At 61.7% G+C, this 24,731-nt stretch carries 22 protein-coding genes and 2 tRNA genes; 7 read left to right on the forward strand and 17 right to left on the reverse strand.

Annotated features, from left to right (window positions below):
- Window positions 1-4 precede the first annotated feature (4 nt).
- Both CLV45_RS10325 and CLV45_RS10330 read right to left on the reverse strand, forming a co-directional pair.
- Window positions 5-1,333: an MFS transporter gene (locus CLV45_RS10325; RefSeq protein ID WP_157807406.1), complete on the reverse strand. Its 1,329-nt coding sequence runs from the start codon at window positions 1,331-1,333 to the stop codon at window positions 5-7.
- A gap of 79 nt (window positions 1,334-1,412) precedes the next feature.
- Complete coding sequence (locus tag CLV45_RS10330; RefSeq protein ID WP_100336275.1) at window positions 1,413-3,146, reverse strand: peptide MFS transporter; 1,734 nt, start codon at window positions 3,144-3,146, stop codon at window positions 1,413-1,415.
- Window positions 3,147-3,399: 253 nt separating this feature from the next.
- Between CLV45_RS10330 and pckA the strand changes: the two genes are divergently transcribed.
- Entirely contained in the window at window positions 3,400-5,025 is a 1,626-nt protein-coding gene (pckA, locus tag CLV45_RS10335; RefSeq protein ID WP_394338486.1) for a phosphoenolpyruvate carboxykinase (ATP), read from the forward strand.
- An 84-nt stretch (window positions 5,026-5,109) separates the two neighbouring features.
- On the opposite strand, the gene CLV45_RS10340 is transcribed toward pckA, so the two are convergent.
- The gene (locus CLV45_RS10340) at window positions 5,110-6,180 is read right to left on the reverse strand and encodes an SDR family oxidoreductase (protein ID WP_100336277.1); all 1,071 of its coding nucleotides are present in this window, start codon (window positions 6,178-6,180) and stop codon (window positions 5,110-5,112) included.
- Between the two features lie 143 nt (window positions 6,181-6,323).
- Here CLV45_RS10340 and CLV45_RS10345 point away from each other — a divergent pair, with 143 nt between their 5' ends.
- Window positions 6,324-7,025, forward strand: coding sequence for a 16S rRNA (uracil(1498)-N(3))-methyltransferase (locus CLV45_RS10345; protein WP_100336278.1), 702 nt, complete (start codon window positions 6,324-6,326; stop codon window positions 7,023-7,025).
- Window positions 7,026-7,037: 12 nt separating this feature from the next.
- On the opposite strand, the gene CLV45_RS10350 is transcribed toward CLV45_RS10345, so the two are convergent.
- The gene (locus CLV45_RS10350) at window positions 7,038-8,483 is read right to left on the reverse strand and encodes an RtcB family protein (RefSeq protein WP_100336279.1); all 1,446 of its coding nucleotides are present in this window, start codon (window positions 8,481-8,483) and stop codon (window positions 7,038-7,040) included.
- 107 nt (window positions 8,484-8,590) lie between these two features.
- Window positions 8,591-9,157 carry a YdcF family protein gene (locus tag CLV45_RS10355; RefSeq protein ID WP_100336280.1) on the reverse strand — a complete coding sequence of 189 codons (567 nt, stop codon included), beginning with the start codon at window positions 9,155-9,157 and terminating at the stop codon, window positions 8,591-8,593.
- Window positions 9,158-9,318: 161 nt separating this feature from the next.
- Between CLV45_RS10355 and CLV45_RS10360 the strand changes: the two genes are divergently transcribed.
- On the forward strand, window positions 9,319-9,981 hold the full coding sequence (locus CLV45_RS10360; protein ID WP_100336281.1) for a DUF4159 domain-containing protein: 663 nt from the start codon (window positions 9,319-9,321) through the stop codon (window positions 9,979-9,981).
- A gap of 784 nt (window positions 9,982-10,765) precedes the next feature.
- On the opposite strand, the gene CLV45_RS24915 is transcribed toward CLV45_RS10360, so the two are convergent.
- The 6 genes from CLV45_RS24915 to CLV45_RS10390 all read right to left on the reverse strand — a co-directional run bounded on the left by CLV45_RS24915 (window position 10,766) and on the right by CLV45_RS10390 (window position 15,129).
- Entirely contained in the window at window positions 10,766-10,933 is a 168-nt protein-coding gene (locus tag CLV45_RS24915; protein ID WP_157807407.1) for a hypothetical protein, read from the reverse strand.
- 210 nt (window positions 10,934-11,143) lie between these two features.
- The gene (locus CLV45_RS10370; protein ID WP_100336283.1) at window positions 11,144-11,659 is read right to left on the reverse strand and encodes a hypothetical protein; all 516 of its coding nucleotides are present in this window, start codon (window positions 11,657-11,659) and stop codon (window positions 11,144-11,146) included.
- Between the two features lie 85 nt (window positions 11,660-11,744).
- Window positions 11,745-12,320 carry a 1-acyl-sn-glycerol-3-phosphate acyltransferase gene (locus tag CLV45_RS10375; RefSeq protein ID WP_100336284.1) on the reverse strand — a complete coding sequence of 192 codons (576 nt, stop codon included), beginning with the start codon at window positions 12,318-12,320 and terminating at the stop codon, window positions 11,745-11,747.
- A 59-nt stretch (window positions 12,321-12,379) separates the two neighbouring features.
- Window positions 12,380-13,168 carry a patatin-like phospholipase family protein gene (locus CLV45_RS10380; RefSeq protein WP_100336285.1) on the reverse strand — a complete coding sequence of 263 codons (789 nt, stop codon included), beginning with the start codon at window positions 13,166-13,168 and terminating at the stop codon, window positions 12,380-12,382.
- 34 nt (window positions 13,169-13,202) lie between these two features.
- Window positions 13,203-14,048: an MBL fold metallo-hydrolase gene (locus tag CLV45_RS10385; protein WP_100336286.1), complete on the reverse strand. Its 846-nt coding sequence runs from the start codon at window positions 14,046-14,048 to the stop codon at window positions 13,203-13,205.
- Between the two features lie 133 nt (window positions 14,049-14,181).
- Window positions 14,182-15,129, reverse strand: a complete 948-nt coding sequence (locus CLV45_RS10390) for an acetyl-CoA carboxylase carboxyltransferase subunit alpha (protein WP_100336287.1) — start codon at window positions 15,127-15,129, stop codon at window positions 14,182-14,184.
- Window positions 15,130-15,406: 277 nt separating this feature from the next.
- Here CLV45_RS10390 and CLV45_RS10395 point away from each other — a divergent pair.
- The 3 genes from CLV45_RS10395 to CLV45_RS10405 all read left to right on the forward strand — a co-directional run bounded on the left by CLV45_RS10395 (window position 15,407) and on the right by CLV45_RS10405 (window position 16,590).
- Window positions 15,407-15,480 (forward strand) — tRNA-Asp (locus CLV45_RS10395).
- 108 nt (window positions 15,481-15,588) lie between these two features.
- The gene (locus tag CLV45_RS10400; protein WP_100336288.1) at window positions 15,589-16,146 is read left to right on the forward strand and encodes a GNAT family N-acetyltransferase; all 558 of its coding nucleotides are present in this window, start codon (window positions 15,589-15,591) and stop codon (window positions 16,144-16,146) included.
- 370 nt (window positions 16,147-16,516) lie between these two features.
- Window positions 16,517-16,590, forward strand: a tRNA-Asp gene (locus tag CLV45_RS10405).
- Between the two features lie 157 nt (window positions 16,591-16,747).
- Here CLV45_RS10405 and CLV45_RS10410 read toward each other — a convergent pair.
- From CLV45_RS10410 to CLV45_RS10430, 5 genes are all read right to left on the reverse strand, one after another.
- Entirely contained in the window at window positions 16,748-19,495 is a 2,748-nt protein-coding gene (locus CLV45_RS10410; protein ID WP_100336289.1) for a choice-of-anchor I family protein, read from the reverse strand.
- A 133-nt stretch (window positions 19,496-19,628) separates the two neighbouring features.
- Window positions 19,629-21,050 (reverse strand): GH1 family beta-glucosidase, encoded by a 1,422-nt coding sequence (locus CLV45_RS10415; RefSeq protein WP_100336290.1) that lies wholly within the window; start codon window positions 21,048-21,050, stop codon window positions 19,629-19,631.
- A 53-nt stretch (window positions 21,051-21,103) separates the two neighbouring features.
- Window positions 21,104-22,111, reverse strand: coding sequence for a glycosyltransferase family protein (locus tag CLV45_RS10420; RefSeq protein ID WP_100336291.1), 1,008 nt, complete (start codon window positions 22,109-22,111; stop codon window positions 21,104-21,106).
- Between the two features lie 40 nt (window positions 22,112-22,151).
- Window positions 22,152-23,033 carry a UDP-2,3-diacylglucosamine diphosphatase gene (locus CLV45_RS10425; protein ID WP_100336292.1) on the reverse strand — a complete coding sequence of 294 codons (882 nt, stop codon included), beginning with the start codon at window positions 23,031-23,033 and terminating at the stop codon, window positions 22,152-22,154.
- The gene (locus tag CLV45_RS10430; RefSeq protein ID WP_100336293.1) at window positions 23,026-23,220 is read right to left on the reverse strand and encodes a hypothetical protein; all 195 of its coding nucleotides are present in this window, start codon (window positions 23,218-23,220) and stop codon (window positions 23,026-23,028) included. The genes CLV45_RS10425 and CLV45_RS10430 overlap by 8 nt, the downstream gene beginning before the upstream one ends.
- Window positions 23,221-23,456: 236 nt before the next feature.
- Between CLV45_RS10430 and CLV45_RS10435 the strand changes: the two genes are divergently transcribed.
- Window positions 23,457-24,008, forward strand: coding sequence for a hypothetical protein (locus tag CLV45_RS10435; protein WP_100336294.1), 552 nt, complete (start codon window positions 23,457-23,459; stop codon window positions 24,006-24,008).
- Window positions 24,009-24,121: 113 nt separating this feature from the next.
- On the opposite strand, the gene CLV45_RS10440 is transcribed toward CLV45_RS10435, so the two are convergent.
- Window positions 24,122-24,634, reverse strand: coding sequence for an NUDIX domain-containing protein (locus tag CLV45_RS10440; protein WP_100336295.1), 513 nt, complete (start codon window positions 24,632-24,634; stop codon window positions 24,122-24,124).
- Window positions 24,635-24,731 lie beyond the last annotated feature (97 nt).

Here is a 24,731-nt window from a genome sequence, read left to right on the forward strand (position 1 = left end):
GCGGTTAGTGAAGCCATTTACCCACGATTAGGTCGGCCAGGTTGTAAGCGGCACTGCTGATGAGTAGCGCCAGAGCCATAAACCGCGTCTTATACGCCACCGGAGCATGCTGGCTGACGCTGACCGGCAGCAGGAAGAGCAAACTCCCAACGCCAACTTGCAGCAGCAAAGCCGGTGGAAAGCCCAGCACCGTGGTGGGGTTGCCGGTAAAGAGCGGCCCGACCTGCCGCAGCACCGGCCCCGCCACCATACATATTCCCAGCCCCACCACGTACAGGCTACCCAACAAAAACTGGCGCTCGGCCACTGCGGAGTCGCGGCGCCGCACCCAAAAGAAAAGCCCCACCACAGCCACAATCGAGGCCACGCTGACCACGGCAACCTGAGCCGGGGTGTCGGCTCCGTAGCCGGCGCCCAGGGCTACCTCCGACAGCGTGCTCAGGAGGAATGCCCCGGCAATCAGGCCCGGCAGGTAGTAGCTTGGCTTAGCTAACGGCGCGGCCGAGCGGGAATTGCGCCAGTTCAGATACCCCAGCGCTACCACGAAGACAACGAGGCCCAGAACCGGCAGCAGCATGGTGGTTTGTTGCAGATAAAGTAGAGCGGCGCCCAGCAGCAGAAACAGCGCCAGAAACGCTCCTTGTAAAGCAAACGACACTTGGCCAGCCCCCACCACTGGCGTTTGGGTTGGCTGCGTTTCCTGGCGCCAGTACCTTAGTACAACCAGCAGCGCCCCAGCCGCCGCGCAGAGCAGCACGGCAATGCTACCCAAGCCGTAGCTGTTGAACAGGGTGCCGCCCAGCATCGGAAAAACCATTCCCGTCAGGGCCCCGACGAAGCGGACCAGTAAGAAATGCCCCATAGTGCGGGCCGCGTGCGTCGATAACTTGCCCAACGCCACAAACAGGCCGGGCATCAGTAAGCTGCTGCCTACTCCCATTAAAACCAGCAAAATGCTGACGGCAACTTCCGGGCTGAGCCCCAGCAGGTGAAGCACTTGGGGAAAAACGGCAAACACGGCGAGCAGCAAGTAGGCTAACAATACCAGCGCGGCCCCCATGAGCAGCGTCCGACGCAGGCCCCACAAACGGTCTGCAAGCCAGGCGCCGGGCACCAGCAGTAGATTGCTAAGGCTGAGAAACGAATTCACCAAGGTGATGCTTTCGGTCCGGCTGATGTTCAGCGGGGCCAGAAACTGCATGCCCAGCATGGAGCGCATAGACTGCACGCAGAAGCTTTCCAGGAAAATTGCCGCCAGCAATAATAGCAGGGCCCGGGCGAGCGGTGGTGCGGCGGGAGAAGTAGCAGGTAATGGGTAATGATGTTGCGGCATCTTCGGAGGTAAGGTGGGTCAGCAAAAAGCCCGCTGATAGTTGTCAGCGGGCTTTTGTTTTGATTTAAACCGGGTTGAACTACGAGGCTACGGGCTCGGCCATCATCGTGTTCAGACGCTTGTAGAGCAGGAAGAGAATAACCGAAGCCACCGCCGACAAGCCCACGAAAATCATGAAGAAGTCGTAGAGGCTGGTGATTTGAATGCCCAGGAATGAGGGCCAGTGCGAGGTCAGCTCCAGTTCGGCCAGCTTGGCCGTTACGTCGGCCGTAGCCTGGGAGGTGCCGTTTAGAATGTTGGGCAGGTTGATGCCGGCCTTAGAGGCTTTGGCAAACTCGCCGGGGCCAGGAGGATATAGCCCCGAGAGTACGCCGGCTAACTTGTTACCGGCCGCCGTAGCCAGGAACCACACGGCCATCAGCAGGGAGGCAAAGCGGGCCGGCGCCAGCTTGTTGACCAGGGCCAGACCAATGGGCGACAAGCACAGCTCGGCGAAGGTGTGGACCATGTACATCGTAATCAGCCAGAACATGCTCACCTTGGTGCTGGCATCAACGCCGCGCACCCCGAAGGCAATGATAAGGTAGCCCACGGCCATCAGCATCAGGCTGATGGCCATTTTCAGCGGCGATGAAGGCTCGGTGCCGCGCTTGCCCATCCAGGTCCAGAGGACGGCGAAAATCGGGGCAAATATGATGATGAACAACGCATTGGCCGATTGGAAGTAGGATGCCGGTACGGTGTAAGTACCTAGCTGTCGGTCGGTTTGCTCGTCGGCGAAGAAGGTCAGTGAGGCGCCAGCCTGCTCGAACGTACCCCAGAAGAAGATTACGAAGAAGCTCAGGATGAAAATCACGTAGATTTTCTGCTTTTCACGGGCCGTGAGCGTAGGATCAGTCAGGATGGTAACGGGAGCCACAATCATGGCCGAAAAGACCAGGGCACCAATCCAGTCGCGGTCCATTAGCCAGGCAATGGCGGCGTACACTACCGCAAACAGACCGATGAGCATGGGCAGCTTGCTGGCAAAGCTCTTGGCGGGCTGGGCAATGGTTTCGGTCCGGACGGGAGCATCGGTTTGCACGGGCACCACCGGAGAATCAGCCACGGCCCGCTCGGGCTTGGCTCCCAGTGCAGCACCGTCGGCTGTTACCACATACTTGTTTTTCAGCAGCTCAAATGTGAGGCTACCGATCAGCATGCCGAAACCGGCGGCCAGGAAGCCCCACTTAAAGTCGGCCGGGTTGCCGGTGTCGCCGAGCGTGCCGCAAACCAGGGGCGAGAAAAACGCGCCCAGGTTGATACCCATGTAGAAAATGGTGTAGGCCGCGTCAATGCGGGAGTCGCCCTTGGGATACAGCGAGCCGACCATCGAGGAGATGTTAGGCTTGAAGAAGCCGTTACCGAAAATCAGGCAGCCCAGGCCCAGGAAAAACAGCAGCAGTTGGGAAGAAGGCACGGCCGTTTGCCCGGCTTGGAACATGGAAGCGCTGAAAAACAGGCAGAACTGACCCGCGGCCATCAGCAAGCCCCCAAAGAGGATGGAGCGGCGGTTGCCCCAGTACCGGTCGGCGACGTAGCCGCCCAGCAGCGGCGTGAGGTACACAAGGCTGGTATAGTTGCCGTAAATGAGCGACGACATCTCCTTGTTCATTAGGAGAGCTTTGATCATGTACAACGACAAGAGGGCGCGCATGCCGTAGTAGCTAAAACGCTCCCACATTTCGGTAGCGAAGAGCACGTACAGGCCCTTGGGATGACCAGTCGACGCGGGCACGGTAGGTTGCTCGCGTACGGCGGAGGCTGTTTGCATGAAGGGGAAATAAAGGTGAAGAAAGTGAGAAAGGACCGCTGGCAGTAACCTAACGGGTGTTTGTAAAGCTACAAAACTTTCGCAATTGGTAACCGCAGTGGCTTTTTTCCGTTGACTTCCCTGAACTGTAGCGAATTTTCGCTAAATTTTATCAAAAACTAACAGGCGTAAGTCTCTGTATCAGTTTTTTGTCTACTTTTGTCCTGCAATTCCCCCATCTCCCACCCACTTTTATCCCGTTTCCGGCCCCATGATGGACACTGCCGCTACCACCTCTCTCCGCAATCGTTTGCAGCCACTAGGGTTCTCCCAAACCAGTGGTGAAGTGCACCTCAACCTGACGCCTGCTGAGCTTGTTGAGCACGCGCTTCGCCGCGGCGAAGGTACGCTCACCGACAATGGGGCCCTGATGGCCGACACCGGTAAATTCACCGGCCGCTCGCCCAAGGACCGTTTCGTCGTGAAAGACGCCAACACGGCTGATTCCGTATGGTGGGGCGACATTAACATTCCCTTCGACGCCGACAAGTTTGACCAGCTCCACGCCAAGATGGTGGCTTACCTGGCCGATAAGGAGCTGTACGTGCGGGAGGCCTACGCCGGCGCCAACCCCGACTACCAGCTCAAGCTTCGCGTGGTAAATGAGCTGGCCTGGCATAACCTGTTTTGCTACAACATGTTCCTGCGCCCCGAAGAAGGTGCGGACACCTCGTGGCTGCCCGACTTTACCATCATCTGCGCCCCCGGCTTCGAGGCCGACCCCGCCGTGGATGGCACCCGTCAGGCTAACTTCGCCATTCTGAACTTCACCAAGAAGATGATTCTGATTGGCGGCACGGGCTACGCCGGCGAGATGAAAAAAGGCATTTTCGGCGTGCTGAACTACCTGCTGCCCCACGAGCAAAACACGCTGAGCATGCACTGCTCGGCCAACGTGGGTAAGGACGGTGACACGGCCGTATTCTTCGGCCTCTCGGGAACGGGCAAAACGACGCTGTCGGCCGACCCGAACCGCGGCTTGATCGGCGACGACGAGCATGGCTGGACGCCCGACGCGGGCATTTTCAACTTCGAAGGCGGCTGCTACGCCAAGGTTATCGACCTGAGCCGGGAAAAGGAGCCCCAGATCTGGGACGCCATTAAGTTTGGCTCTATCGTGGAGAATACGCGCTTTATCCCCGGCACCCACACCGTGGACTATGCCAACAAGAGCGTGACGGAGAATACGCGCACGGCCTACCCCATCAGCTACATCGACAACGCCATTGAGCCCTCGGTAGCGGATGCGCCCAAGAACATCTTCTTCCTGACGGCCGATGCCTTCGGCGTGCTGCCTCCCATCAGCAAGCTCGACAAGAGCCATGCCATGTACCACTTTATGAGCGGCTATACGGCCAAGGTGGCAGGCACCGAAATGGGCGTTACCGAGCCCCAGACGACTTTCTCGGCCTGCTTCGGCGCCGTATTCCTGCCCCTGCACCCCACTAAGTACGCCGAGATGCTGGGCCAGAAAATGGACGAGAACCCCGACGTGAATGTGTGGCTGATCAACACGGGCTGGACCGGCGGCTCCTACGGCGTAGGCTCGCGCATGAAGCTGGGCTACACCCGGGCCATGATTACGGCCGCCCTGAACGGGGAGCTCCACGACGTGACGTTCACCAAGCACCCCATCTTCGGCATAGAGGTGCCCGCCGCCGTGCCCGGCGTGCCCGCCGACATCCTGGATCCGCGCAACACCTGGTCGGACAAGGAAGCCTACGACAAAACCGCCGCGGCCCTGGCCGATAAGTTTGTCAACAACTTCCAGAAGTACGCCGACTTCGCTAACGAGGAAATCCTGGCCGGCGCTCCCAAAGTAGCCGAGGTAGCGGCCTAAGCAGCCGTACAACCCAAACGAAAAGCCCCGCTGGCAGCTGCCGGCGGGGCTTTCCGTTTGTTGTCCACTAAGCAATGCTGGGCTTTATTCAACCCACTGGGCGCTGTGCGACTCCTGTAGATTAGCCGCGTCAGCGCTGCCGTCGGTACCATTTCTGGATTTGCGGACCAGGGCCGCTACGCCCAGGCCCACGGCCCCGGCTACGGCCGCCGTGACGAGCGGATGCATAGAAGCGGTGGTATAGAGGCTCGTCTCCCGGGTGTGGCCGGGGTAGTTGCCCCGCTCTTCGAGGCGGCCGGCAGCGTGGTCGAGGCCATTCTGGTTACGGGGGCGCGGGGCGTAATCGGCTTTTTCCTGCTTGGCAAACACGTTTTCCATGAACTTGTCGAGTAGGCGGGGCGCGAAGGTGGCCATGCTGGTAATCATCTTGCCGCCGCCGCCGACGGTAATTTCCCGCTCGGGCACCTCGCAGCAGTGCAGAATGGCGCGGGCTACGGTTTCGGGAGCATAGGCGGGCGGGGCGTGCTGGGCTTCGCGCTCCATGTAGTTTTTGGCGTGCAGCGGATAGGGCGTATCAATGGCGGCAGGCTTGATGAGGGTTACGGTTATTGGGGCCTCGTCCAGTTCCAGCTCCATGCGCAGGCCGTCGGTAAAGCCTTTCACGGCGTGCTTGCTGGCCGAATAGATGGTTTGCAGGATGGCCGTGCTTTCCGACAGAATGCTGCCCAGGTTGATGATGGTGCCGCCGCGCTGTTTGAGGTGCTTCACAGCTTCCAACGAGCCATAAATCAGGCCCCAGACGTTGGTATCGAACAGCTTACGCATGTCTTCCACCGGAATATCCTCCAGCTTGCCGTAGATGGACACACCTGCGTCGTTGATCCAGGTGTCGAAGCCACCGAACTCGGCCTGGGCCACCTGGGCCACCCGGCGCACGTCGTCCTGGTTGCTCACGTCGGCCACGACGTAGGTAGCGTGGCCGCCTTGGTCATTGATTTCGTCGCAGAGCTGGCGCAGGGCATTTTCACTACGGGCGGCCAGCACCAGCTTAGCCCCTTTCTCGGCCGCCATGCGGGCCGTAACCAGACCAATGCCGGAGGAAGCGCCGGTAATGACAATCGTTTGAGCGGATAGTTTTTTGGGTTTGTGTTTCATAGAAGTAGGAAATCGGGTTGTACAGCTTACTTGTACGACCTGCACCGAGCTTGGATGCCGAAAATATCCGGCTGGCTCGTTGGCCCAACCTCGTTATTGCATCGGCCATTCTTCCTCAGCCCCGGAAATCCTACTTTTGCGCCATGCCCCACACCTTCTACGCCCCCGACCTCAGCGGCCCGACCTACACCCTGCCCGAAGACGAAAGCAAGCACGCCGTGCGCGTGCTGCGCCTGGGCCCCGGCGACGCTGTGGAGTTGGTGAACGGGCGCGGCGGGATATACCAGGCCGCCGTAGCCGACGCCAACCCCAAGCGCTGCCAGCTGCGCGTGACCGGGGAGCAGCAGGTGGCGCGCCGCGCGTATTTCGTGCACGTGGCCGTGGCGCCCACCAAAAACCTGGACCGGATGGAGTGGCTGGTGGAAAAAGCCGTGGAAGTGGGCATCGACCGGCTGACGTTCCTGCGCTGTGCCCGTTCGGAGCGACGGGAGCTAAAGCTGGACCGGCTGGAGAAAATTGCCGTCAGTGCCCTCAAGCAGTCGGGCCAGGCCTGGCTGCCCCAGCTTGATGAGCTGACCGACTTGGCCGCCTTTCTGCCCACGGCAGCACCCGAAACTACGTTTATTGCCCACCTCGAAGAAGGCGAGCGGACGGCCCTATCCCAAGTAGCCGCGGCGGGCCACGGCTGCTGCGTGCTCATCGGGCCCGAAGGCGACTTTACGCCCCAGGAAATCGAAGCGGCCCAGGCCCGCGGCATCCGGCCCGTGACGCTGGGTGCTTCACGGCTGCGCACCGAAACGGCGGCCCTGGCGGCCGTGTTTACGGCCCACCTGGCCCGGGAATAGCCCGCTCGCGCTTTACTCTTCCGCTGTTTCCTGCAGCGCCGAGCAGTCGGCCTGGGTATCCTGCTGCTCGGCCAGCTGGGCGGCTTTCTTGGCCAGCTTTTTCTTGCGCCAGGGCGCGTCCTGCTCCCAGTCGCCGGCCATGATGCAGCCGTAGGGCCGGATTTCGTCGATGGTGGTGGCCAGGTTGAACTCCTGAATCTGCCGCTGTACTTGCTCAGCGTCCTTGTAGGCGCTGGGCAGCTCAGAAATATCAATCTGGTTGAAGTAGAAGCGGGCGTCGATGCCCTGGGTTTCGGCGGCAAACAGCTCCTCCTTGGTTTGCCCGATCTTGCTGTACTTGTGGCGGGTGCGGCTCAGGTTGCGGCCGGCACCGTGGGGCGCGAAGCCGAGGTTATTGCCGGTGGTAGTGCCTTCCACAATCAGGATGGGCTGGGCCATATTGAGCGGAATGATGCGCGGGCCGGTGATGTCGGGCATGAATTTCGGGTCGAGCGGCGTGGCGCCCTTGGCGTGGTAGTACAGGTCTGCGTCGCGAAACACGAAGTTGTGCTCGTTCCAGAACCGCTGCTGCACGGCCACGCCCAGCCGGGCGGACAGGGCGTCGTGCAAGCACAGGTGGTTTTGCTTGGTCCACTTCCGGATGGTTTGCAGGGCGGCCCAGTACTGCTCGCCTTCCGGCGAGTCGCTGGGAATCCAGGCGTTGGGCGGGTCGGTGGCGGGCGAAAGGGCCTGCCGGAACCGCTCGGCCACTTTCATGCCCTGGGTGTAGAGGGCCGCGCCGGGGCCCCGGGAGCCGTGGTGGGTCACGAGCACCGTGTCGCCGGTATTGCGCGAGATGCCCACGTAGAGGAAGTGGTTGCCGTCGCCCTGGGTACCCAGATGCTCGTGGGCAAACTTGAGGCTGCGCGGCGATTTCAGAAACGGATTGGCTTGAAACTCGGCCTCAATATCGGCGGGCAGGGTAAACTGCTGACCCTCGGGCCGGCCGCCGGGGCCGAAGTGGGTAATCTGCTGGGCCGCGTCGAGCACGGTTTTGGGGTCAGTTTTGCCCAGGTTGGTCAGCATCACTGAGCAGCAGATATCGGCGCTGTGCATGCCGGGGTGAATGGCATTGCGGGCCACCACGATGCCGCCCACCGGAATCGTACCCAGCGGGCCGGCCGGGCAGGCATCGGGCATAATAGCGCCGGCTACCACCGTGGGCGTGCGCATGAGCAGCTGCATCGACTGGCGCACGTAGTCGATGTTGGCCTGCTCCACGGCCGAGTCGGCGCTGATGTTCTCGTGAAACGGCACGGGCTGGGCCAGCAGCGGAATTTCCGGGGCGGGCTTCACCGTATCGAGGTAGGCATGCAGGGCGTCGCCGGTCAGGCCGTGGGCGTTGATGTGCTCCAGGGCGTCTTTAAACCACTTCCCAGGCTTCAAGCCCAGGTCTAATAAGTCTTTGCCGGTAATCATGTAGGTAGTCAGTTAACAAGAATAGAGCCTTGGGCCAGGGCCGCGGTAGCCGGCAAGAAACGACTTTTTAGGAGGCGAAGCGCCGCGCGAATAGCTTCGGCAACGAATTAAAACCACCGCTGCTGATAATAACCCACGAATTCCCGGCCCAGCGAATACAGGTCCCGCAGCTCGAAGTAGCGGGGGCTCACGCTGCTGATACGGGGGAAGCCGGCCTTGCGGAACAGCATCTTGGTCCGGCTCAGGTGGTAGTATTGCGACACGGCAATCAGGCTCCGAAAGCCCAGGCTGTCCTGCAGGTGCAGGGTATTGCGCACGGTCAACTCGGTGGTGTTACCCTTATTATCCACGACAATGAGCGAATCGGGCACTCCTTGCTGCCGCAGATACTCCCGCATCTTGCTGCCCTCGTAGAAGCCTTCCTTGCCCAGGCCGCCGCTGACCAGCAGCCGACGGACCCGTCCGGTTTGGTAGAGGCGCAGGCCACAATCCAGCCGTTGCCGCAGCCGCTCTGAGAGGCTGCCGTCGGGGTTGACCGTATTGCCCAGCACCACGGCCACGTCGGCCCGCTCTCCGGTATCAGTCAGGCCGTCAGTTACTACAAACCCGGTGTGCAGAAGGCCCCAAGTGGCCAATAGGGCCAGCGTATAGTACACCAGACGGCGGATTTTCATGCTTCACAGTGGATAATTGCGGCAACTTCGCGAATCAGTAGCGGTCCGCCAACTACATGGGCCTGGACCGGCCCTAACGGCCGCAATGTGGCCCCGGCGCTGAACTTTGCCACCCTGGTGTTACTTTGTAGTCTATTGGGCATTCCCTGCTCCCGTTTGCTATGCTGAAAAATCTGCTGCTTTCCTTTCTGCTCCTTGTTTCGCTCACGGCCGCCGCGCCGGTAGCGCCCAGCTTCCGCATTGCCAAGCTGCACTACGGCGGCGGGGGCGACTGGTACGCCAACAAAACCAGCCTGCCCAACCTGATCCGCTTCTGCAACCAGGCCCTGCGCACCAACATTGCCCCCGACGAGGCCACCGTGGAGCTCGATTCGCCGGAGCTCTTCACTTACCCCTTCGTGCACATGACCGGCCACGGCAACGTGTCGTTTACCGAAGCCGAGGCCAAGAACCTGCGCCGCTACCTCACCGGCGGCGGCTTCCTGCACATCGACGACAACTACGGCCTCGACAAGTTCATCCGGCCCGAAATGAAGAAGGTATTTCCCGAGCTGGAGTTCGTGGAGCTGCCCTACTCCCACCCGATTTACCACCAGAAATACCAGTTTCCCAAGGGCTTGCCCAAAGTGCACGAGCACGACGGCAAGCGGCCCCAGGGCTTCGGCCTGCTCTACAAGGGCCGCCTGGTGTGCTTCTACAGCTTCGAGTGCGACCTGGGCAACGGCTGGGAAGACGTGGGCACCTACGACGACCCACCCGCCGTCCACGAGGCCGCCCTGCGCATGGGTGCCAACCTGGTGGCCTACGCGCTAACCCAGGATTAACCAGATACTTGAGCGGCATAAGTTGCCTGCGGGTTTCACGCTTTTAAATAACGTACTCTGTACGCGGAGTCCTGGAATATATGCGGGGCTTACTCCTACTGCCCCGTATATCATATTTTGGCACTTTGACTTCTGATGTTTGATAAAAGAGTGAAGGCGTGTTCGTTTAGGTAATTATTCTTTTGTGTTCAGCAATGGGTTACCCTATCTACCCAAGTCTCCTCCTGCTCACGTGGCTGCTGCCGTTCACAGCATGGGCCCAAAGTGCACCCGCCCCCGTACGCCGCGTCCCACCTAAATCAAGCACCTTGTCGCCGAGGCCTACCGTTGAACCGGCCCTAACTGGTTCAGCTAACGTCCGCATCATGGAATTAGCTGCCCCAACTTACCTCTACCGCCACCTGAGCGATTCAAGCCGCCGGCCCGCCGTATGGGAGCTAAAGCGCGGGCATTTTGTCATCGTAAAAAAGGTTTATCCACACTGGCTGGCGGTCCACCGTGCCATTAGCCCTACTCAGTTCTCGAGCGATAGTACCACCTACTACATTCCCATAACCGCGACGGTAGGCTCGAAGACATATATTGTTCTATAGCTACTAAGATTTACTCCTGTACAGGAAAAGCAGGCTTACTAAACAAGGCACAACCTTTTACCTGCCTATCCCACCGGCACGGCTGTGCTATTGGGCTACCTGGCGCTGAGCATTCTGCTCCAACTGCGGGTTAGGTTTCTGCACAGCTTGTCTCCTTGACCTGAAACAGAGTGAGTTAAGCAGAAATACCCTTACCCAACTTTTGACGGGAAAATAGCGCGGCTGATAGTCAGAGCTACACCGGTGAGCAGCGCCAGCAAGGTGAACAGGCCCCCAACTGGCAAAAACACGGCGGCCCCGGTCACGCATTTGGCCTCACCCGCCGGCATGCCCTGGGCCAGGCCATTAGCGCAAAGCATAACAGCTAGTGCGGTACTGACGCAGCCAATGATTCCCCAGGCTACAGTGTTCAAACCCGTCAGCAAAGCCGACTGCCTGATCGGACGCAGCCGATTGGTAGTAATTATGCCCACCAGGGGAAAAGCGGCTACCAGCGTTGGCAAAAGCAGGGTTAAAAGTAGTCCCATAAGGTTTCAATGAGCCGGACGCCAAGGTGTTAGCATCAGCCTCTACTCAAACTTCCGCTTCAAAATCTCGCTCAGAATAAACGCTTCCCGCAAATCAGCCGGGGTGCGGAGCCGGTCGGTGATGACGCGGCGGGCCGCGGGAGCAGGAGCCGTGGGCCGGGGGCGGCGCAGGGGGTTGTCCTGGGCTGAGTGGTCCATGCCGGTGTTGGGGCGGGCGGGGGCCACTTTTTTTTCCAGGGACGTATTCGTCGCGCGGCGCTCCTGCGACTGGGCCTTGCGCGCCGGCTGCTCCAGGGTGCGGGCCTTCTGGGCTTCTTCGTGGGGCAGGCGCCGGCCCGCGGGCGTTGTGGGGGCGGGCACCGCGGGGTTGCCGCGCTGATTCTGCTGCTGCATCTGCTTGAGCAGGTCCTCAAAGGAGGTATTGGGCAGTGGCACGGGGCGGGCGGCGGGCCGTTCCTGCTGCTCCCGCCGGGTGGTTTCGCGCATTTTCTGCACCATGCGCCACACGAAGAAGACGATTCCGCCCAGAATAAATACCAGGGTCTTTATTTTTTCCATAGCCAAGGCTGCCTCAGTAACGCAGAAAAGGTACGCCTTTTTGGGACGCACCTTTTCACTTTATGCCAGAAACCCCGACCAACGGCTACCGCACGCCCTTTTCGGGGAAGCGGCCGGCCTTGGTGCGGTAGAAGGCCTTGATTTCCTCCAGGTCCTTTTCGTAGTTGCCGGTGGGCCAGAAGGCGGGGCCCACGCCGGCTTCCTTGTTCTTGTAGTCGAGGTAACCGAGCAGAATTGGAACCTTAGCGCCCAGGGCGGCGAAGTAGAAGCCTTTTTTCCAGCGGGGCTGGTAGGCGCGGGTGCCTTCGGGCGTGATGAGAATGACGAGCTCCTCCCGCTCCTCGAAGAGCTGCACCATGCCGTCCACGAGGCTGTTGTTTTTCTGCCGGTCCACGGGCAACGCGCCCAGGGCCAGCATCAGCTTGCCCAGCACGGGAATGTCGACCCAGGATTTTTTCACCGTGAAGCGCACGTCCACGTCCATCAGGTAAAAGGCGGCGCGGGCAAACATGAAGTCCCAGTTGCTGGTGTGCGGGGCGGCAATCATCATGCTCTTGGGAATGCCGGGCGGCACCTGGGCACCTAAATGCCAGCCGGTTATCCAAAACCAGAACCGGGAAAACTGATACCAGAACGTAGAGGTCTTTCGCGCTTTTTCCATGCAAGTAGTAAGGACTACCACCAACTTGGCGGTAATCAGAAGCCAAAACTAAAGAAATTTCAATCCTGCCCCTCGGCCAAATCCGCGGCCAGGTGCCGGCGCAGGGCGTCGGCCTGGGCCATGGTGTAGGCATAGCCGATGTTGAATATTTCACTGGCCCGCCGCAAATCCGTGACCCGGTACCGGTGCAGATCCGGCGGCTCCAGCACCAGGTCGCACTGGGCCAGCCGGGGCTGCACGTTCATGGAAATAGCCAAATACGCCGTCCGCTCCCCTACTTCCCGCAACGTAGTCAGGGGCGCTTCGGGGCTCATCGGGTTGCAGTGCACGCCCACCACCACCAGGTTGCGCTGTAGCAGCAGGGGCTCCACGGGCAGGTTGTTCATCACGCCCCCATCCACGAGCACCTGCCCCTGCCACTCCACCGGTCGGCAGATGATGGGCACGGCGGCCGCGCCCAGCAAGGGCGGCAGCAGCGGACCGTCCTGGAAATACGCCGTCTGGCCCGCCGCCAGATCGGTAGCTACCAGCGTGAGCGGAATTTTCAAATCCGCAAAGGTGGGCGCGGGTCCCAGGTAGTGCTGGTAGAGCTTTTCCACCAGGTCGAGGCGCACCAGGCCCAGCCGAAACGAGGGCCGCAGCAGGCGCACGAAGCGGGTATCGGTCAGGAGCTGGTAAATCTGCCGGGGCGGAAAGCCGGCCGCGTAAAAGGCCCCGGCAATGGCCCCCGAGCTGACGCCGGCAATGTGGCCGACGGGCAACTCCAAATCATCCAGGGCCTGCAACACGCCCAAATGAGCAATTCCGCGCGCCGCGCCACCCGACAACGCTAATCCGAGCTTGCGCATAAGGGCAGGGTTAGGGAGTAAAGACTGAGTTGGGCTACAGGTCTTCGAGGCGGAAGGTTTCGGCCAGACGCACACCCTTTTCGGTGTGCTGTACCGTGCAGCAGGCCACCGTGGGGTCGTGTTCGAGCAGCAGCACCCAGTTTTCGTCGGCGGCCCGGCGCAGCACGGCTTCCTTTTCGCTCATCGTTACCAACGGGCGCATGTCGTAGCTCATCACGTAGGGCAGCGGAATGTGGCCCACCGACGGCAGCAAATCGGCCATGAAAGCCAGCTTCCGGCCCTTGTAGTTGAGCACCGGCACCATCATCTTCTCGGTGTGGCCGTCGGCAAAGATGATTTCCCGGAACTGGGGCAGCTCGGCGGGCACCCCGCCGGAGCTGACGAAGCGCAGGTGGCCACTTTCCTGGATGGGCAGGATATTCTCCTTCAGAAAGCTGGCTTTTTCGCGCGGATTGGGCTGCACGGCCCAGTCCCAGTGGGCCTCGTTGCTCCAGTAGGTAGCATTCGGGAAGGCCAGGTTCAGCTTACCGTCGGCGGCGCGCACCACCGAGCCGCCGCAGTGGTCGAAGTGCAGGTGGGTCAGAAAGACGTCGGTAATGTCGGCCGAGGTGAAGCCCAGCTTGCGCAGGGACCTTTCCAGCGTGTCGTCGCCGTGCAGGTAAAAGTGGCCCCGAAATTTCTCGTCCTGCTTGTCGCCAATGCCGTTGTCGACCAGAATCAGCCGGTTGCCGTCCTCGATGAGCAGGCAGCGCATGGCCCAGGTACACATGTTGTTGGCATCGGGCGGGTTGAGCTTCTGCCACATGGATTTGGGCACGACGCCAAACATGGCGCCGCCGTCAAGCTTAAACAAACCGGTATCGAGGGTGTGAACAGTCATTGCGGGAAAGAAAGGTTGGGTGGAATACGATTGGGCGGGCAAGGTAGCAAGGAATAAAAAACGTCATGCCCAGCTCCGCAGAACTCAGCATGACGTCTTTTCTTCCGTAGATACGGCTTGCAGCGGTAGGGCGTTATTCTACCACCACGCCCATGGCCGAAAACTTGTCGATGCGCTGGCTGATGCGCTCCTCGGCTGGCAGGGCGTCAAGCTCGTCCAGGGTTTTAATCAGGGTTTTCTTCAGGGTGTCAATCATCTTGGCGGGCGCGGTGTGGGCCCCGCCCAGGGGCTCCTTCACGATGCCGTCCACGAGCTTGGCGGCCAGCATGTCGGTAGCGGTAAGCTTGAGGGCCTGAGCCGCCTGCTCCTTGTAGTCCCAGCTGCGCCACAGGATGCTGGAGCACGATTCGGGCGAAATCACCGAGTACCAAGTATTTTCCAGCATCAGGACCCGGTCGCCAATGCCGATACCGAGGGCTCCGCCCGAAGCACCCTCGCCGATTACGACGCAGATAACGGGCACCTTGAGCATGAACATTTCCTTCAGGTTGCGGGCAATGGCCTCGCCCTGCCCCCGCTCCTCGGCTTCCTGGCCCGGAAACGCACCCATCGTATCAATCAGGGTTACAATGGGCTTGTTGAACTTCTCGGCCAGCTTCATCAGGCGCAGGGCTTTGCGGTAGCCCTCAGGGTTGGCCATGCCGAAGTTGCGGTACTGCCGCTCCTTGGTATTGCGGCCCTTTTGCTGCCCGATAAACATCACCGAGCGGCCGTCGAGGTCGGCAAAGCCGCCCACCATGGCCTTGTCGTCGCCCACGGTTCGGTCGCCGTGCAGCTCCACAAACTTGGTGGCCATGCCCTCGATGTAGTCGAAGGTGTAGGGCCGGTCGGGGTGGCGGGAGAGCTGCACGCGCTGCCAGCGGGTGAGGTTGGTATACGTTTCCTTCTTGAGAGCCTTGATTTTAGCTTCCAGGGCCGTTACGGCTTCCGATACATCTACCTGGCTTTCCAGGGCCAGTTGTTGCATTTCGCGGAGCTTGCCTTCGAGGGCAGCAATGGGTTGTTCGAAATCGAGGAGCATCGCCGGGGGTGAATGCGTCAGGGGGTGGCAGAAATGGGAATACGGCGGGGCCGGCAAGGCAGCCCCGCGGTTAGCAAAGGTAAGCGAAACGCCTCCATACGTGCCGCCTGGGGCGGGGAATGATTTTTTGAAAAAATAATCTCGCTGAAAAACAGCCAGAAAGCTCGGCCGCGGCAATTTATTTCAATAAAAAGTACGGCCGCAGTTGTGTAATCTAAACCAAGCTTCTACTTTTGCACCACTTCAACGGAAAGCAACTGGCTTTCCAGAAGCAAATGGTTCGGTAGTTCAGTTGGTTAGAATGCCGCCCTGTCACGGCGGAGGTCGCGGGTTCGAGTCCCGTCCGGACCGCAAAAGGCTCTTAGCATCACGCTGGGAGCCTTTTTCGTTTTTAACCCCACCCGTTTGCACGCACTGTAGGCCCTGGCCGATGCCCGCCGGATTTGCTACTTTGCCGCCATGAAGCCTCCCCTAAGCCTGCTGGCGACTCCGGCCGCCGTCGTCCCGCTGCTCGAAACGCCCGACCTGCTCCTGCGCGGCCCCCGGCTCAGCGACCTGCCCGACGCCGCGGCCATGCACACCGACCCGGACTTTTACCGCTTCCTGGGCAACAAGCCCCAGTCCCAGGAAGACGTGTGGCGCCGCCTGTTGGGCCAGCTCGGCCACTGGGCCATGCTGGGCTACGGCTCCTGGGCCATTGAGGAGAAAGCCACCGGCCGCTACATCGGCACCGTGGGCTTCTTCGATTTTCAGCGCGACCTTACCCCTTCTATCAGTGGCACGCCGGAAGCCGGCTGGGTGCTCTCGCCCCGCGTGCATGGCCGGGGCTACGCCAGCCAGGCGCTGCAAGCCGCTCTGGGCTGGGCCGAGGCCAACCTGGCCGCCGCACGAATCACCTGCATCATCGACCCGGGCAACGCGGCCTCCCTGCGCCTGGCCGGTAAGTTTGGCTTCCGGGAATTTGCCCGCACTACGTACCACGACGAACCTATTGTATTGCTGGAACGGCAGCGTTAGCCACCCCGGCCCTAGACTCCGAGCCCTGTTTGGCTTTGTGGACAATGAAGTGGAATAGCGCCTTTTGAGCTTATTTGCCCGTCATGTCGACCATTCTGCGCTTCAAGCAGAGAGGAGACATCTCGCGTGCAGTAGTAATTATATGGCATTGCAACGTCAACACGCGAGATGTCTCGCAGGGCTCGACATGACGGGCTGGGTGCTTATTGTCTACAGAGCCTAAAAAATTAATGTCGCTTAAAACCAGTCACAAAGCCTCCACACGCGGCTTTTTTTCGGCAAAAACATAGCTCCTGGCTTGTGTAATCTAAACTGAGCGTCTACTTTTGCATCACTTCAACGGAAAGCAACTGGCTTTCCAGAAGCAAATGGTTCGGTAGTTCAGTTGGTTAGAATGCCGCCCTGTCACGGCGGAGGTCGCGGGTTCGAGTCCCGTCCGGACCGCAAAGGCCCTTCAGATTTGTCTGAAGGGCCTTTTGCTTTTCTGGCCCTCCCCTAGTTGCCCGGGGCTACAGCCCCTCGATGTAGAAGCGCATAGAAAAAGCCTGATTCCGGCGGTGCATTGCCGGAACCAGGCTTTTCTGTGGAAAGCAGGCTACTACTAGCGCACCAGCAGCTTGGTAGTCGCGCCATCCTCGGCGCGCACTACGTACAGGCCGGGCGCCAAACCGGCCGTTTCCAGCTCCGTAGCGCGGCTCAGCGTGCGCACCGGGCGGCCCAGCACGTCGGCCAGGGTGCCCGACACGGGGCGGCTGAGCCGGACTTTGCCGCTAGTCGTCGGGTTGGGGTAGGCAAACAGCGGAACGGCCGTGGCCTGGACGGCAGCAGTGCCCGTAACAACGGTACCACGCAGCTGAATACCGTAGACGGCCACCGTGCTGCTGACCTCATTGGCCAGAATAACCAGGGGCTGCCGGGTCGGGCTGTTGGCCGCCGATACGACTACGATGCCCTCGGGGCCCTGGTCGCCGGTGCCGGCGGTGGTGCTGCGGTTGTTGATGTACTGCACCAGCCGCGGCTGGGCCGGGTCATTCACGTTGAACACGGCCACGCCCCCGATGCGCTCCAGGGATACGAAAGCATACACCGTGTCGCGCAGCACGGCCGTCGTGACGCCTTCCGGCTCGGGGCCTTTGTCGTCGGAGCGGTTTTTCCGGACGGGTACACCGGTGGAGTTGCTGGCGTTGAAAATCGCGCCGAAGGTGGCGTCGGTGCTGGTGAGACGCTCGAGCAAGTCGCCGCTGTCGTGCACCAGGGCGCCGGTGGTGGCGTTCAGAATGCTAAACGAGCGGCCCCCGAAAGCGTAGATCTGGTCAAAATCCCCGTCGCCGTCGGTGTCGCCGAGCTTGTTGGTCACGTTGAGGCGGCCCAGGACCTGGGTGTTTTTGAGCAGGGCGACCTGGGGAAACGCCGTGGCATCGAGCGGGTAGGTCGCGTCGCCGAGGCGCACGGCCTCGGTCAGGGCGGTGTACTCGCGGGCGTCGCCCTCGTTGGCCGTCAGCAGGTAACGCTGGCCGGCCACTTCAAAGGTAGCCAGGGCGTCGGGCTGGCGCATCCCGCGAATCGGCCAGTTGGCCAGCAGCACGTCCGGGGTCTGGTCGGAAGCATCGAGGCTGAAGCCGGGCTGGCTGTGGTCCTGGTAGCCCAGGGACCGAAGGCTGGTAAACTGCTTGGTGCTGAGGTCGAGCGTGGCCAGGGCGTTGTTTTCCTGGAGCGTAATGTAGGCCGTGCGCGAATCGGCGGAAATGGCCACGTATTCGGGCTCCAGATCCTGGGCCACGGTGCTGGGCGTGGTGGCGGTGCCGCCGTAGATGCGGATGCCGTCGGCGCGCAGCTGGGCGGCCTGGCCGTTGTAGCCATTAAAGCCCACGGTGGTGACGCTGGCCTGGGTGAGGCCGTCGACGCCGGCGGAGAAGTCGATGATGGAAACCGAGCCTTCGGGGTCAATGCTGTAGTCGGTTTTGGGCTCTCCTTCGTTGGCGGTCAGAATCAGGCGGCCGTCGGGCGAGAAGGTCACCATGTCGGGCAGGGCGCCCACGGTTACCTGCTTGAGAAACGTGCCGTTCTGGTCGAAAAGCACCACCGAGCCGTTGAGCTGGGGGTTGGTATTCTCGATGGCGCAGGCCACGATGCCATTGCGCACGGCCACGGAGTTGATGTTGCCGTAGGGCAGAATGTTGATTGCGCCCACCGGCGTGAGCGTCCCGTTGGCGGCCAAGCTCAGAATGTCGAGCTTACCCCCTACCGAGTTGGCCACATACAGGTGTTGGGTGGTAGGGTCATGGGCCACGATTTCGGCCGAGTTAGTGCCGGCGGCCCCGCTCTGGTAGCTGCCCAGCAAGCTCAGGTTGAAGCTGCGGGACTGCACCGGCGCCGTGCCGTCGTTGTCCTTGATATACACCAGAAACTCGGTGGCACCGGTGGTCAGCGTGGCGTTGGTGGGGTTTTGGAGCTTGAGCGAAAAGTACTCCGCGCCTTCGGCCAGCCCGTCATCCGTAATGGGAATCACCAGGCTCTGGTCGGCCGTGGCGTTGGCGGGGAACGTAAGGGTGCGGGGGCTGGCCAGGGTGAAGTCGGAGCCGGCGGTGGCCGTGCCCAGCCCAGGAGTCAGGGCAACTTCCACGGTGCTGGCCGTGGCCCCGGGGTTCTGAATGCTGACGGGAATGGTAACGGTGCCGGCGTTTTCGTTGACCACGGCCGAGCCGGTAGCCAGGCGGATGGAGGGCACCACGGGCGCGGCCGAGCGGGTCAGCTCCACCTCGTCCCAGGCGGCCCAGTCGTCGTTGCCGTTCTGCTTGGCGGCCAGGCGCAGGCGCACGTGGGTGCTGCTGGCCGGAATAGCCACGGTTACCGTTTGGTAAGCCCGCGTGTCCTTACTCAGCTGCACGTAGGTTTTGGTGGCGGGCCAGCTCGTGCCGTTGTCGTACTGCACCACGTAGGCCAGAGAATCGGCAGCTTCGAAGCCGTTGGTGAAATACTTAAAGCTGACGGTGTTGGCGGCCGTGGTGCCGCTTTGCAGCGCTACGGGCGCAAAATCCAGGAAGTGCCAGATGAGCAGGTCCGTCGTAGCGGGGTTTTGCAAATCCTGCATGCCCCAGAGCGTGGTGCCGGCGGCGGGCAGGGCCTGCACGCTGGTGGTGCCGCTGGTGGTACCAATGCTGGGCACGGCGGCCCAGATGTCGGTCAGGCTGGGAAAGTTGTAGGTAGCCGGCGTGACTGTGAACGACCAGGTTTCGGCGCTGGTGCCTTCGAAGCCCTGGCGCAGGGTCTGGGCCCGGGCGGAGTGAGCCGTAAGTCCTCCCAGTAAAGTCAGCGCGGCGGCGCCCAGGACGTGTAGTTTTTGGGGCATCAAACAGGGGCTTGGTGAGTTGAACACCCAAAGCTACCGGCGGCCTGTTACGGCATGTTTATGAGTCAGTTACCGAATTATGAATCAGACTCAAAAAGACTTTTTACCCAAATGTATATACTAGAAACAGACTCTATCCTGCCCAAGCCGGAGCTTCCCCGGCCAGAAACTGCTGGTACCAGCGGCCCGAGTCTTTCACCGTACGCTGCTGGGTTTCAAAGTCGACGCCGACCAGGCCGAAGCGGGGCTCATAACCCTCGGCCCATTCGAAGTTGTCGGTAAAAGACCAGGCAAAATACCCATCGACGGGCACTCCGTCGCGCTTAGCCCGCAGCACCTGCCCGATGCAGGCTTGCAGAAACGCCCGCCGCTCGGGGTCCACGATGCGACCCGGCGGCGCTACTGTATCCGGGAAAGCCGACCCGTTTTCGGTCACTATCAGCCGCGGGGCGTTAGGGTAAGCCGCAAACTGCCGGAGCATGTGGTAAAGGCTTTCGGGGTACACTTCCCACCCCATTTGGGTATAGGGTACGCCGCGCTGTTTGGCTCCCACCAGCGTAGCCCAGGCCAGGGGCACGTAGGGAGAAAAGCGCACCACTTCCCGGGTATAGTTCTGCACGCCCAAAAAGTCGAAGGCAAAGGGCAGGCGGGCCTCGTCGCCGGGACGGATGTAGCGGTCCAGCCAGCGGAGCACGGGCAGGTCGGCGGCGGGGTAGCCCAGGCCCAGGGCCGGCTCCACAAACAGCCGGTTGAGCAGAGAATTGGCCCGGCGCGTGGCCCGCTGGTCACGCCCGGAGTCGGGCCGCCAGGGCGTCAGGTAGGAGCAGGAAAAGGTCGTGCCAATCCGGGCCTCGGCGGGCAGCCCGGCCCGCAGGGCCCGGCCACCTTCGGCCTGGGCCAGGGCGGCGTGGTGCACGGCGGCCAGAAAACCACCCAGGCGGCGCTGGCCCGGCGCGTGCAGGCCCAGCAGCTGCCCCGCCCCCACAAATACCATCGGCTCGTTGAGCACCATCCAATTGGGCACCCGGTCGCCGAGGCGGGCCGCCACGTGCTGGGCGTAGTCGGTAAACCAGCCCACCACGTCGCGGTTGGCCCAGCCGCCGCGGCGCTGCAGCTCGGCCGGCAAGTCCCAGTGGTAGAGCGTGAGCCAGGGCCGGATACCGCGCTGCAGGCAGCCGTCCACGAGCCGGTCGTAAAAGTCGAGGCCAGCCGGATTTACCGGCCCCGTGCCCCGGGGCTGCACCCGCGACCAGGCCACGGAAAAGCGGAAATCGGGAATACCCAGCTGCTGCAAGAGGTCCAGGTCCTGGGGCCAGCGGTGGTAAAAGTCACAGGCCTGGTCGGCCGTTTCGCGGCGGCGGATGTTGCCGGGGCGGTGCACAAACTCGTCCCAGATGCTGGGCCCTTTGCCATCCAGGTTCCAGGCGCCTTCGGTCTGGTAGGCCGCCGCCGACACGCCCCAGTGGAAGTCGGGGCCGAAATCGGCGCGGGAAAAAGCAGCGGGCGTGGAGGCGGGCAAGAAAGCGGCGGGCAGGGCCGCAGAAAAATCAGGCATGTACTCGGTAACGGATTAGCAAAGGCCAAGGATGAGCGGCGGGCCGCCCCTGGCTAAGCCAGCACGGGCAACTGCTCGAGCAGCAGCTTGTCGAGCACGGCCGCAGTCTGGTCGGGATACTGCACGGGCACGGGGCGGCCGGTTTGCAGCCAGCTGTCCAGCACGTCCAGGTGTTTATCCTTCAGGCTCTTAACGACGGGCACGCCAAGCCGGGCCAGGGCGGCAGCGTTGCAGGCCTGCTCGTACTGATGCTTCATGGGCACAACCAGCAGCTTTTTGCCCAGAAACAAGGCTTCGGCCGGCGTTTCAAAGCCCGCCCCGCACAGCACCCCGGCGCTGCTCGCCAGGCTGGCGAGGAAAGCTGCCCCACTCACGGGCCGCACCCGCACGTTGCCGTGCTCCGACTCCTGGACGCTGTGCTTGGAAAATACGTCCCAGCGGGTGGAGGAGCTCAAATAGCGCAGGCGCTTGACCAGCGTTTCCTCGTCGAAAGCGGGCAGATACACCGTGTAGTGGCCCTCGTTGGTGGGCGTTAGCTCGCGCACCTGCCGCCGGATAACGGGCGTGTGAATGCCGGGCTCGTACTGGTCGAAGTGGAAGCCGTAGTGGGCCGTGACGGGGGCGTAGTGGCGCAGCACGGCCCGCCCAATCAGGTCTTCCCGCGCGGGCCGCGGGGCATAGTCGCTGAGCACGGCGCTCTGGTGGCTCAGGGCCACGCAGGGTACTTTGCGCAGCTGGCAGGCCCAGGCCGATACCGGCTCAAAGTCGCTGATAACCAAATCGTAGCTCTCCACCGGCAGCTGGCGGATTTCGCGCAGGAAAGCGGCCGAGTTAAGCTGCCAGAAGGTCTTGACGAAGTTGACCCCGCCCTTTTTGCCGAAGATAAAGCCCAGGCCGTGGCAGCGGAAGCGCACCGGGAAAGGCAGCGTAATATCGGCCGGCGGACCACTGACCAGCACATCGACCCGGCTGGCCCGCTGCTGGAGCAGCGGCACAATGTCGAGGGCGCGGCTCAGGTGGCCGTTGCCGGTACCTTGAATGGCATACAGAATTCGGGGCATCAGGCGGGAATTGGGGTAATCGGTAGGCAGGTTTTCGGGCTCATTCGGCCCGGCGGTTTAGCTGAAACTCGGCCAGCAACTCGCTCAGCAGCGCGGCCACGGGCGCGTCGGCGGCCTGGTCAGCGGCATCGGCCGCGGCCGCGGGCTGCTGCATGGCCGCGTCGGCGGCGTAGCGGTAGAGCTGCCAGCCGGTGGCGCCCGAATACTCCAGCGCCGTCAGGTTTTCGACCCAGTCGCCGGAGTTCAGGTAGGTTACCGCGCCGTGGGGCGTAGTCAGGCTTTTTATTTCGGGCTGGTGGATATGGCCGCAGACCACGTAGTGGTAGCCACCCTCAGCGGCAATGCCGGCGGCCGTCTGCTCGAAGTTGCCGATCAAGCTCACGGCGCCCTTCACCCGGTCTTTCACCGCCTTCGACAACGCCACGCGGGGCCGCCCGAGCTTGTGCAGCAGAAAATTCACTACCCGGTTGAGCACAATCAGCAAGTCGTAGCCGTGGGCCCCCAGCTTGGCCAGCCAGCGGGAGTGCTGCATGGTCACGTCGAACACGTCGCCGTGGAAAAACCAGGCTTTGCCGTCGGCCAGCTCCAGCACCAGCTTGTTGTCGATGCGCAGGTTGCCCAGGCGGGTGCCGGCAAATTTGCGCAGCAGCTCGTCGTGGTTGCCGGTCAGGTAGTGAATATGAGTGCCCTTAGCGGCCAGGCCGGCCAGGTGGCGCACCACCCGCATGTGGGCCGCGGGCCAGTAGTTTTTGCTGAACTGCCAGATATCGACAATGTCGCCGTTGAGCACCAGCACCTTGGGCCGCACGCTTTTCAGGTAGCGCAGCAGCTCGGTGGCGTGGCAGCCGTAAGTGCCCAGGTGCACGTCGGAAATAACGACGACGTCGAGCTTGCGCCGCCGGGGCCGGACCGCCTCACGCATGGCCGGGCAGGCTAAAGTGGCCGGTGGGCCGGGGCGCGGCCGTATCGGCCGCCCTGCGCCGGAAGGCGGAGGCAAAGCCGGCCACCGAGTGCAGCAGAAAAGCCAACACCAGCGCCAGCTGAAACAGCCGGTAGGCCAGCCACCGCAGCAGGCAGTGCCCAAGCGGAAATACGACGGGAGCGTGCATAGAATCAGGACGTTTGACCCAGTGCAAAGCTCGGCGCCGGGTGTGAAGTAGGCGTTACGGCCGCGTTATGGCTAGGTCATGCTTTGGGCCGGGGCAGCGCGGTTGGGCTCCTGATTTTTGGGCTGCGTCGTTTCGCGGCCGGAGTTCAGCGAAGGGCCGCTGGGTGGTGTCGCGCACTTGCGTACCTTTGTTGCATGGTGGTCTGCCCACTCCACGCTATTCCCTTTACTTGCTTGATGAAAAAGCTTTTCCTGCTCGTTGCCCTGCTTTCTTCCTTTGCCGCCTCCGCCCAAATGGTGACGCCGGAGCGCAAACGCTATATGCGCCCTAAAAAGGATGAAGAGTGCGCCCTGGTACTGAACGTGACGAAAAACACCGACGAGGACTCCCAGAAGGACGCCTCCGTGACCCGCGTGGCCTACCGCCCCTACGCCGAGCTGGTCACGGCCCTGAACGCCATGCGCGAAATGAACCGCTGGGCCGACAGCACCTACCAGCGTCGCTTCAAGAACCTGCCCCTGGGCGGGGAACTGCAGGTAACCATGTACCGCCGTGGCGCCCAGAATGCCGACCCCTCGGCCCTGGCCCTGAAGGCCACAACCAAGGACGGCAAGGAAGTGCTCAACCAGACCCTGACGGCCGGCACCGGCCGCTTCTGGAACCAGGACCAGTACAAGAGTGAGCGGGTTATTCCATTTGTGAAAATGGAGACGCCCCAGCCCCTGACCCTGATTATTACCGACGCCAAGCTGAAGCAGGACTTCGAATACGTCATCAACGCTCAGTAAATCAATATGTTGTTTATGAACAAAGCCGAGTGAGGTGTCCCCCACTCGGCTTTGCTTTATCCGGCTTTTACAAATGGTAAATGCCGTTCTTGAATTATCTGGGGTTGAGCAACTTACTGCAGCTGCACCCACTGGGCGGCAATCAGGGTTTTGGCGTCTTGCCAGGGCTCGGCCACCAGCTCATCGTAGCTGAGCAGCACCACGTCGATGTTCTCGTGTTCGTCGGCTACGCCCCCTCCGGCGCCGGTTTGCCGGCTCACCTCGGCGTAGTAGAGCCAGAGCTGCTCGGCGCTGCCGCCGGGTGAGGAGTAGAAGTTGCGAATGAAGGTTAGCTGATCGACTTCGTAGCCGAGCTCCTCCTGAATTTCGCGGCGTATGGCCTGCTCGGGGTCCTCTCCCTGCTTGTCGAGCATGCCGGCCGGAATTTCTAGTAGCTCCGATTCGGAACCCACCCGAAACTGCCGCACGAAGACGTAGCGCTGCTTTTGGGTGTCGAAAACCAGGGCGGCTACGGCCGAGCCGGGCTCGAACCGCTCCCGCTTGAGCTGCTCGGGGCCGTCCTGCACCAGCAATTGCGTAAGTTTGTAGAATCCGTCGTGAAGGATTTTACGGTCGGTGATGTTCATAGATAATTCAGGTTAGTGACTTTTCGCCGCCCGGCGCGTACAACCGCCGGCGTGCTGCCTGGCTTATACGCCGGGCGCGGCCCTCAAGCTTCGGCCG

This window comes from Hymenobacter chitinivorans DSM 11115 (assembly GCF_002797555.1).
Lineage (GTDB): Bacteria > Bacteroidota > Bacteroidia > Cytophagales > Hymenobacteraceae > Hymenobacter > Hymenobacter chitinivorans.